This is a genomic window from Zavarzinia sp. (assembly GCF_041650655.1).
Classification (GTDB): Bacteria; Pseudomonadota; Alphaproteobacteria; order Zavarziniales; family Zavarziniaceae; genus Zavarzinia.
On the sequence record NZ_JBAZKR010000026.1, the window covers coordinates 37,377 to 46,637 of the forward strand.

Genomic DNA, 9,261 nt, shown 5'->3' on the forward strand with positions numbered 1-9,261 from the left:
GAACGAAAGGGCCAGCCGCACATGAGGGCCCCCGCCCCCTGCATGACGCGGGGTCGAGGCCCCGATTTTCAGGCGCGGCGGCGGGCGGCGGTGGGGCGGACCAGGAATTCCAGCCAGTTGGCGATGTCGCGGTTGCGTTCGGCGGGATCGAGGGTCTGGCGGTCGACGCCGAGCTGCCAGGCCAGGGCCTTGTCCGCCGGCAGGGCCTGGAGCCCGTCGTAGAGCGCGATCACCCGCTCGAGTTCCGCCCCCTCGTGCACGAAGCCGTCGCGCTGCATGACCGGGCCATAGCGGCGCAGCACCGCCGCCAGCTCGCCGAAGGAATATTCCGGGTGATACTGCACGCCCCAGAAAATGCCGGCGCCGTGGCGGATCTCGGCCACCTGCACCTCGCTCATCTCGTTGCCGGCGAGCACGGTCATGCCCGCCGGCATCACCTCCACCTCGTCGAGATGGACGCAGAGCGCGTCATAAACCGGGGGCCGGCCGGCCAACAGCGGATGCTCCCGGCCCGCCTCGTTCACCGCGATCTTGCGGGCGACGCCGATCTCGCGCCCTTTCGGATTGGCGCGCACCGTGCCGCCGGCCGCCACGGTGGCGACCTGGAGACCCCAGCAGGAGCCGAACATGGGCGTGCCGGCGCGGAAGACATCCTGCGCCAGGCGCACCTGCGGTTCGATCGCCGGGCCGCCGTCATAGACGTTGAGGGCGGAGCCGGTGATGGCGACGCCGTCATAGGCACCCAATTCCTCGACCCCCGGCAGGTTGGTGCCGGGATCGGCCGGATAGCAGATGTCCACGGTGGCATCGGGCGCCAGGTCGCGCAGCAGGGCGGCATAGGCTTCGCCCGCGGGCGCGCCGCCGGAAGCGACCGCGCGCTCCCGCCCCGCCGCCGTATTGCCCTCGACCACCAGAAGCCGCAGTTCCATGTGCCGTCCTTCACCCTATCCCGCGGCGGCGAGGTCGCCCGATTGCGCCGCCCGGAAGATCTTTTCCATGTCGGCGGCGGCGGCGGGACGCGGATTGGTCCCGGTCGAGGGATCGTGTTCCGCCATCACGCCGATTTCCGCCGCCCGCGCCAAGGGCACCTGCACCTCGCCGAGACTGGCGGGAATGCCGAGCGCCTTGCGGAAGCCGAGCAGCCAGTCGAGCACGCCGTCGAAATCCGCCCGGGGCAGGTCGAGCACCCGGGCGAGCAGCGGCATGCGGTCCTCGATGGCCGGCCGGTTGTAGACCATCACATAGGGAAGGATGACGGCATTCGCCAGTCCGTGCGGCGTGTCGTAGAGCACGCCCAGGGGGTGCGCGATCGAATGGGTCGCCCCCAGGCCCTTCTGGAAGGCGGTCGCGCCCATGGTGGCGGCGGCCAGCATCTTGGCCCTGGCCTCGATATCGTCGCCCTTGGCGAAGGCACGGGGCAGATAGTCCTTCACCAGCCGCATGCCTTCGAGCGCGATGCCGTCGGCCAGCGGATGGAAACCGAGCGCCGAATAGGCCTCGAAGCAATGGGTGAAGGCGTCGAGCCCGGTCCAGGCGGTGACATGGGGCGGCAGGCCCACCGTCAACTCCGGATCCTCGATCACCAGGACGGGCAGCATCTTCGGGTGGAAGATAATCTTCTTGGTGGAGGTGGCGCCGTCGGTCAGCACGGCGGCCCGGCCGACCTCGGAGCCGGTGCCGGCCGTCGTGGGCACCGCGATCACGGGGGCGATGCCGGCGGGATCGGCCCGCGTGTACCAGTCCCCCACATCCTCGAAATCCCAAACCGGGCGCTTCTGCCCGGACATGAAGGCGATCAGCTTGGCGACATCCATGGCCGAGCCGCCGCCGAAGGCCACCACCCCGTCGTGCCCGCCGGCCCGGTAGAGCGCGAGGCCGTCGGTCAGATTGGCCTCGACCGGGTTGGAGCGAATCTCTGCATAGAAGCCGGGCGAAAGGCCGCCGTCGCGCAGCACCGCCATGGCGCGGGCGGCGATGGCGCTGGTCTCCAGGCCCTTGTCGGTGACGAAGAGGGGTTTCAGGATGCCTGCGCCACGGCAGGCGTCGGCCAGTTCGGCGATGCGCCCGGGCCCGGCCAGCACGCGGGTCGGGTAATTCCAGGCGCCCTTCAGGGTGGCGGTCATGCTCGCCTCTCTCAGATCTTGCTGCGCAGGTGGAAGCTCTTCGGCCGTGTCAGATGCTCGTAGCCGACGCGCGACAGGGTGGCGCCCCGGCCGGTGTCCTTGACCCCGGTCCAGGCCAGCGCGGGGTCGAGGTAATCGCAGCGGTTCATGAACACCGTGCCGGTTTCCAGCCGGTCGCCGATCGATTCCGCCGCTTCGACGTCCGAGGTCCAGATCGCTGCGGTCAGGCCATAGGCGCTGTCGTTCATCAACTCGATCGCCGCCTCGTCGGAGGCGACGCGCATGATCCCGGCGACCGGGCCGAAAGTCTCCTCCGTCATCAGGCGCATGGAATGGTCGACATCGACCACCACCTGGGGCGCCAGATAGGGCGTGCCCGGCCGGTCGGCGGCGAAATGGCGGGGATCGATCAGCGCGCGCGCCCCCTGCGCCACCGCCTCGGCGACCTGGGCGCGAACGAATTCGGCGCTCGACGTCCGCACCATGGGGCCGAGGTTGGTGGCGGGATCGGTCGGGTCGCCCAGCCTGTAACCCTTGGCGAAAGCCACGACCCCTTCGACGAAGGCGTCGTAGAGACTGTCGTGGACATAGACGCGCTCGATGCCGCAGCAGCTCTGCCCCGAATTGAAGAAGATGCCGTCGGCGATATTCTCGATCGCATGGGCGAGGTTGGCATCGGCCCGGACATAGGCCGGGTCCTTGCCGCCGAGTTCGAGGCCGGCGGTACCGAAGCCGCCTTCCATCGCCTGCACGACTGCGTGCCCCCCGGCGACCGAGCCGGTGAAGCAGACATGGGCGATCCGGCGATCGCCGATCAGCCGCGCCGTGTCGGCGTGCGACAGGTCGAGATGCTGGAACACCCCGGGCGGCAGGCCGGCGGCATCGGCGGCGGCCTGGAAACGGTCGGCCACCAGCGGCGTCTGGTGGCTGTGCTTCAGGATCACCACATTGCCGGCGGCCAGCGCCGGCACCACCGCGTTGACCGCGGTGAGATAGGGATAGTTCCAGGGCGCCACCACCGCGACGACGCCGAGCGGAACCCGCTTCACGGCGCGGATGAAGCCCTCCTTCGGCCCGGGATCGACCGGCGCCAGCGCCTGTGGCGCCAATCCGATCATGTAACGCGCTCGTTCCTCGAAGCCGCGCACCTCGCCCGGCGTCTGGGAGACCGGGCGGCCCATCTGCCAGGTCAGCTCGGGGCCGATCTCGCCCGCCATGGCGACCATGGCGTCGACCAGGGCGGTCAGGCGGGCCAGCCGTTCGGGAAGCGGTGTCGCCGCCCACATATAGGCCGCCCCGCTGGCGCGCAGCAGCGCCGCCTCGATCGCGCCATGGTCGGCCAGCGGGCGGGAGACATAGGTTCGCCCGTCGACCGGGCTGATGGTCTGAATCATGCCGGACATCAGATGATCTCGAAATAGCGGGCCAATTGCCAATCGGTGACGGCGCGGCGGGCTTCCCGTTCTTCCCATTCGCGCGTCGAGGCGAAGTGATGCACGAAGTCCTCGCCGAACAGGGCCTTGGCCGGCTTGGATTTCGCCAGGCGGGACGCCGCCTCGCCCAGGCTGCGCGGCAGTTGCCGCTTGGCCGGGTGCTTCACCGCGTAACCATTGCCGACCACGGCCGGGTCTGGCTCGATCTTATGTTCGATGCCCCAGAGGCCGGAGCCGATCGCGGCGGCGAGCGCCACATAGGGATTGATGTCGGCGGCCGCGACCCGGTATTCGACCCGCTGGCTCTTCGGGCTGCCGGGAATGACGCGGAGCGCGCAGGTCCGGTTCTCCACCCCCCAGGTCGCGTCGGTCGGCGCCCAGAAGCCGGGGATCAGCCGCGTGTAACTGTTCACGGTGCAGGCGACCATGGCCAGCAGTTCCGGCATCAGCGCCTGCTGGCCGCCGACGAACCAGCGCATGGTGTCGGACATGTTGGACGGCTTCCCCGGATCGTGGAACACCGCCTTGCCGCCCTTGCCCTTCAGCGAGACGTGGAGATGGCCGGACTGGCCCGGCCAGTCGTGCGACCATTTGGCCATGAAGGTGGCCATCAGATTGCGCCGCTGCGCCAGCACCTTGGTGAAGGTCTTGAACAGGGCGGCGCGGTCGGCGGCCTCCAGCGCTTCGGAATAGGTGATGGCGGCTTCGAGCACGCCGGCCCCGGTTTCCGTGTGCAGGCCCTCGAGCGGCATCCGCATGGCTTCGCAGAGCGTCAGGAGATCGCGGTAGAATTCCGCATGGACGGAGGAGCGCAGCACCGAATAGCCGAAGAAGCCGGGGGTCAGGTTCTTCAAGCCGCGGTAGTGCTTCTCGCGGATCGAATGGGGCGTCTCGTCGAACAGGAAGAATTCGAATTCCGCCGCGGCACTGACCGAAAAGCCCATGTCGGCCGCCCGTTTCAGGACCCGGCGCAGCACGCCGCGCGGGCAGACCGCCTCCGCCCCCTCTGCGAATTCGCCGAGGAAGAGCAGCATGTCGCCCTCGTCCGGCACCGCCCGGCAGGTTTCCGGCACCACGCGGACCGGCGCGTCCGGATAGGCGGTGTGCCAGCCCGTGTAACGCACATTGTCATAGAGCTGGTCGTTCGAATCCCAGCCGAGCACGACGTCGCAGAAGCCGAAGCCGTTGTCGAGGGCGGAGAAGAACTTCTCCCGCGACATGTATTTCCCGCGCATGATGCCGTCGACGTCGAAGACCCCGACCTTGACGTGAGTCAGGCCCCGTTCCTCGACGATCGCCCGGGCATCGGCGGCGGTTTTCACCTCCACCGGCAACATGGCAAACTTCCTCCCGAATTTTTCTTATGGAAACCCGGCCGCGTCGAGTGCGGCCGGGGTACATCATGTAATCAGCCGGGTTCGCCGACCGCGGCTTCGGCCGCCTTGATCTCGGCAGCGCGCTTCTTGATCATGTCGCCGACCGGTGGGCCCTGGAAGCGGCGGCGTTCGAGCGCGTACCAGCCGACCAGGAGCAGCACCAGGATGCCCAGGCTGTAGTTGACCAGGATGTCGTTCGGCGGCTGCAGGCCGAGGAACAGCAGGGCCAGCGCGAAGACCACGGTGATCACCGCGAAGGGCTTCGACATGGCGCCCAGGCGGAACGGCCCGAAGGTGGTCCAGGTCTTGCCCTCGGCGAAGAAGCCGGCCGCGATCGGCATCGCATAGGAGAGATAGAGGAAGACGGCACAGCCCGCCGCCAGTGCCGCGAAGGCCGGCGAATAGAGGGTGGAGATATAGGCCAGGATCGCCGCCACCCAGACGGCATGGACCGGCGTGCGGTGGGTCGGGCTCACCTTGGCCAGGATCTTGGGCAGGCCGCCGTCGCGCGCGAAGGCGAAGATCATGCGCGAGAAGGAGGTGAGGCCGGCCAGCGCGCAGAGATAGTTGGCCGCCACGATGCCGATATAGAGCGCGTCCTTCAGGGGCTTCGGGATCGAGGTACCGTCGATCGTCCAGAAGATGACGTTCAGGCCCTGCTTGGCGCCTTCCGTCGTGTCCGGCATGGCCAGCACGAAGGAGCAGATCATGAAATAGCCGAACAGGAACGACCAGAACACCGAGGTCAGCATGCCGCGCGGCACGCTGGTCTGGGCCGAACGGGTCTCTTCCGAAGTATGGGCCGAGGCATCGAAGCCGGTCACCGTATAGGCCGGCAGCAACATGCCGAGGCCGAAGGCCAGGATCGCCGAGCCGGTCGCCGGCCAGACGCCACCACCCGCGTCACCCGTGTTGTTGGTGAAGGTGAAGAGACGCGAGAGGTCGATCGAGGGCGCCGCGATCAGCAGGGCGATGGTCAGCACGATGGCGACGACCAGGATCAGATAGCCCGAGAAATCGGTCAGGATCGTGGTGGCGCGGATGCCGACATGGTTGAACACGGCCTGGCTGATCAGGATGATCGCCACCGCGACGAACTGCGACGTGGGCCCAAAGCCCGAGACGTCGACACCGAAGACGCCGCCCAGCACGAGGTCGCGGAACAGCAACCAGACGCCGACGTCGACCGAGGCGACGACGAAGACGAGGCCGAGCAGGTTGATCCAGGCGCAGGCCCAGCCCCAGCCACGGCCGCCCAGGATCGAGGCCCAGTGATAGAGGCCGCCCGCGGTCGGATAGGCCGAAGCGATCTGCCCCATCGAGGCCGCCACGATGAGCGACAGAATACACGAGAGCGGCCAGCCGAGCCCGATCGAGGCCCCGCCGCCGGCCGAAAAGCCGAGCTGGAAGGCGGTGATGCCGCCGGCCAGAATGCAGATGATCGAGAAGGAGATGGCGAAATTGGAAAAGGCGCTCATGCGCCTTTCCAGCTCCTGGGCATAGCCCATGCTGTGCAGGACCTGAACATCCTTATGATGCTCGGCCTCTGTATAACCGTTCTCTGACCCAGACATGGTTGTACTCCCCAGCACCCGTTGCGAGATTGGACCGATGAAGCCGCTCCCTGGCCGGGCTTTTGCGCCCGAGTTGTTCGAATGATCGTTCCAAAGCGCGTGAGGACTGTCAATGCTGGCACGAATGATCCAACCTGATCAGACCCTCGTCCGGCCAAGAAAAGGAGGAAACACGGCATGCCCCGCCTCGCCCGCGCGGTAACCCGTTCCGCCGCCCGCCCGCTTCGCCAGGGTGAGACCGTGCTCGACAGGGTGCAGGCCGCGATGACCGACCTGACCCCGCGCGAAGCGCTGGCCGGCGGCCACCTGCTCGCCACCTATCCGATGGCCGGGCTCGGCTCGATTGGCGCCTTCGCCCGCGGCGCCGGTACCAGCCCGCAATCGGTGCTGCGCTTCGTCGCCAAGCTCGGCTTTGCCGGCTACGGCGCCTTCCAGGCGGCGCTGAAGCACGAGGTCGCGGCCGGCCTGCAATCGCCGCTCGAACGGCTCACCGCGGCGAGTACGCGGCGCCCGCGCCAGGACGATTTCCTGGCCCGTTTCGCCGCCCGCGTCGCCCAGAATATGGCCACCACCTTCGCCCAGGTGCCGCGTGCCGATTTCGAACGCGCCGCCCGCCTGCTGGCCGAGCCGCGCCGCCGCCTCCAGGTCCTGGGCGGCCGCTTCACCCAGACGCTGGCCCATTACCTGGCACTCCACCTCGACATCGTGCGCGGCAATGTGCTCCGCCCCGACGCCCAGGCCGATGCCTGGGCCGACCGGCTGGCCGATCTCGGGCGGAACGACGTCGTCGTGCTGTTCGACATCCGGCGCCATTCGACCACGATCGGCCGTTTCGCCGAGGCCGCCACCGCCCGCGGGGCCGATGTCATCCTGCTGACCGATCAGCGCGAGACGCCCTCGACACCGCACGCCCGCATCGTGCTGACCGCCGAAGTGCGGACCGAAGGAACCTGGGATTCGACCGCCGCCCTCTTCGCCCTGGCCGAAGCCCTGATCGCCCGGGTGAGCGCCCTGGCCGGCCCGAAACTGGAAAAGCGCCTGGCCGCGATCGAAGACCTGCGCGACCGGCTGCGAGCCCCCGCGCCCCCCGGGCGGGCGGAGGACTGAACCCCAGGGGGAGCCCATTCATCGCGCGACGAGTGTGGTATAACGGAGCTGGCCATCGGAAATGCCGCGCCGGTGGTCGACCTTGTCAACTCGAGAGGGCTCAAATGTCTGCAACTATCAAACAGTCGCCCGACGTCGGCACGGCGACCAACAAGGGCAGGAAACAGGCGGTCACCCGTGCGCTCCTGGCGGTGGGCTTCCTGTCGCTGGCGGCGGCGGCGACCGCGCCGGCGCAGGCGCTGACGCCGGAAGAACTGGCGAAGGCAAAAGGCTGTTTCGTGTGCCACGGCGCCAAGGGCAGCGGCGGCCTCGCGCCATCCTTCGGCGATATCGCGCGGCGTTTCGAGGGCCTGGCGAATGCCAAGATGATGCTGATGCCGATCGTGCACGCCGGCACCGGCGAAGGCGCCCCCTATCACTGGGGCCCCGGCAAGATGCCGCCCGAGGACGCCCGCCAGCCCGTCACCGACGAGGAAGCCGCGATTCTGATCGACTACATCCTGAGTTCCCACTGACGCAACGGGCCGGGAAGGCGATCCAGCCTTCCCGTGCCTCGCGCTCCCGGGGCGATCCTCGACGGAAGATTGCCTAGTCCAGGCGAGGGATGACGGCCCCGGCGCAACGTCCGACCTTGTCGCCACCCAGGACAAGACGGGGCCACCCATGACACTTCCTCCCTCGCTCGCCGGCCGCACGGCCATCATCACCGGTGGTAGCGGCGCGATCGGCGCCGCCTGCGCCGAGCGCCTGGCCGCGGACGGCGCCGCCGTGCTCCTGGTGGCGCGCCGGATGGGCGAACTGGAGGCCACACGAGCACGTCTGGCGACCCGCTATCCTGCCGCCATGGTGGCCGTCGCGGCGGGCGACGCCTGCTCGGAAGCCGATATGCGCCGCGCCCTCGAGACCGCCCACGGGCTACAGGGGCGGCTCGACATGATCGTCGCCACGGTGGGCGGCAGCCTGGGCCTGAAACCCCTGGTGCTGCATTCCCTCGACAGTTTCCGGCTGGTGATCGAGCGGAACCTGACCAGTGCCTTCCTGGCGCTTCGTTTCGGCATTCCGATGCTGGAACGGGGCGGTTCGGTGACCTGCATCTCCTCGGTCTGCGCCAGCCTGCCCTCGACCCACCTCACCCCCTACTGCGCCGCCAAGGCGGCGGTCGAGGCGATGGTGAAGGGGGCGGCCAAGGAATGCGCCCGCCTGGGTATCCGGGTGAACGCGGTGCGTCCCGGCATGACGGTCGCCGCCGGCGTCAAGTCGATGTTCGGTGAAGAGGTGATGGCGGCCCGGGCGCGCGAGGTGATCCCCATGGGCCGCCCGGCCGATCCTTCGGAAGTCGCCGAAGCCGTCCGCTACCTCGCCACGGCGAAGTGGGTGACGGGCCAGAGCTTCGCCGTCGACGGCGGCACCGAACTCGCCCTCAACCGCACCAACGACGATGCCGACACCGAACTCTTCGGCAAGGACTGGCCGGCGCCCTGGTCGAGCGCGCCGTAAACGCGGGCTCCAGAGCATTGACCGGGAGAACGTTCGCCTATTGCGGTTGGCCCCCAGTCACCAGACCGCTAAACTGTTTCCATCGCCGGCAAGCCAGGCTTCACCGTTGCGGTTGGCCCCCAGTCACCAGACCGCTAAACTGTAGGGGCCT

General features: G+C 68.6%; 8 protein-coding genes. 3 read left to right on the top strand and 5 right to left on the bottom strand.

Annotated features, from left to right (window positions below; all coding sequences use genetic code 11):
- Window positions 1-68: 68 nt before the first annotated feature.
- The 5 genes from WC493_RS08095 to WC493_RS08115 all read right to left on the bottom strand — a co-directional run bounded on the left by WC493_RS08095 (window position 69) and on the right by WC493_RS08115 (window position 6,410).
- On the bottom strand, window positions 69-929 hold the full coding sequence (locus tag WC493_RS08095) for a type 1 glutamine amidotransferase (RefSeq protein WP_373064380.1): 861 nt from the start codon (window positions 927-929) through the stop codon (window positions 69-71).
- Between the two features lie 15 nt (window positions 930-944).
- On the bottom strand, window positions 945-2,123 hold the full coding sequence (locus WC493_RS08100; RefSeq protein WP_373064382.1) for an iron-containing alcohol dehydrogenase: 1,179 nt from the start codon (window positions 2,121-2,123) through the stop codon (window positions 945-947).
- Between the two features lie 11 nt (window positions 2,124-2,134).
- Window positions 2,135-3,526: an aldehyde dehydrogenase family protein gene (locus WC493_RS08105; protein ID WP_373064384.1), complete on the bottom strand. Its 1,392-nt coding sequence runs from the start codon at window positions 3,524-3,526 to the stop codon at window positions 2,135-2,137.
- A complete protein-coding gene (locus tag WC493_RS08110) occupies window positions 3,526-4,893 on the bottom strand; it encodes a glutamine synthetase family protein (RefSeq protein WP_373064386.1) in 1,368 nt (455 codons plus the stop codon). Before WC493_RS08110 ends, WC493_RS08105 begins: the two co-directional genes overlap by 1 nt.
- Window positions 4,894-4,964: 71 nt before the next feature.
- Complete coding sequence (locus WC493_RS08115; RefSeq protein ID WP_373064388.1) at window positions 4,965-6,410, bottom strand: amino acid permease; 1,446 nt, start codon at window positions 6,408-6,410, stop codon at window positions 4,965-4,967.
- Window positions 6,411-6,683: 273 nt separating this feature from the next.
- Between WC493_RS08115 and WC493_RS08120 the strand changes: the two genes are divergently transcribed.
- From WC493_RS08120 to WC493_RS08130, 3 genes are all read left to right on the top strand, one after another.
- Window positions 6,684-7,613: a MurR/RpiR family transcriptional regulator gene (locus tag WC493_RS08120; RefSeq protein WP_373064390.1), complete on the top strand. Its 930-nt coding sequence runs from the start codon at window positions 6,684-6,686 to the stop codon at window positions 7,611-7,613.
- 104 nt (window positions 7,614-7,717) lie between these two features.
- Window positions 7,718-8,128, top strand: a complete 411-nt coding sequence (locus WC493_RS08125; RefSeq protein ID WP_373064392.1) for a c-type cytochrome — start codon at window positions 7,718-7,720, stop codon at window positions 8,126-8,128.
- 148 nt (window positions 8,129-8,276) lie between these two features.
- Window positions 8,277-9,110 (top strand): SDR family NAD(P)-dependent oxidoreductase, encoded by an 834-nt coding sequence (locus tag WC493_RS08130; protein ID WP_373064394.1) that lies wholly within the window; start codon window positions 8,277-8,279, stop codon window positions 9,108-9,110.
- The last annotated feature ends 151 nt before the right edge of the window (window positions 9,111-9,261 follow it).

Coding starts and splice junctions, on each gene's coding strand:
- WC493_RS08110 (WP_373064386.1), bottom strand. CDS start 4,893: ATGTTGCCGGTGGAGGTGAAAACCGCCGCCGATGCCCGGGCGATCGTC.
- WC493_RS08095 (WP_373064380.1), bottom strand. CDS start 929: ATGGAACTGCGGCTTCTGGTGGTCGAGGGCAATACGGCGGCGGGGCGG.
- WC493_RS08100 (WP_373064382.1), bottom strand. CDS start 2,123: ATGACCGCCACCCTGAAGGGCGCCTGGAATTACCCGACCCGCGTGCTG.
- WC493_RS08125 (WP_373064392.1), top strand. CDS start 7,718: ATGTCTGCAACTATCAAACAGTCGCCCGACGTCGGCACGGCGACCAAC.
- WC493_RS08130 (WP_373064394.1), top strand. CDS start 8,277: ATGACACTTCCTCCCTCGCTCGCCGGCCGCACGGCCATCATCACCGGT.
- WC493_RS08105 (WP_373064384.1), bottom strand. CDS start 3,526: ATGTCCGGCATGATTCAGACCATCAGCCCGGTCGACGGGCGAACCTAT.
- WC493_RS08120 (WP_373064390.1), top strand. CDS start 6,684: ATGCCCCGCCTCGCCCGCGCGGTAACCCGTTCCGCCGCCCGCCCGCTT.
- WC493_RS08115 (WP_373064388.1), bottom strand. CDS start 6,410: ATGAGCGCCTTTTCCAATTTCGCCATCTCCTTCTCGATCATCTGCATT.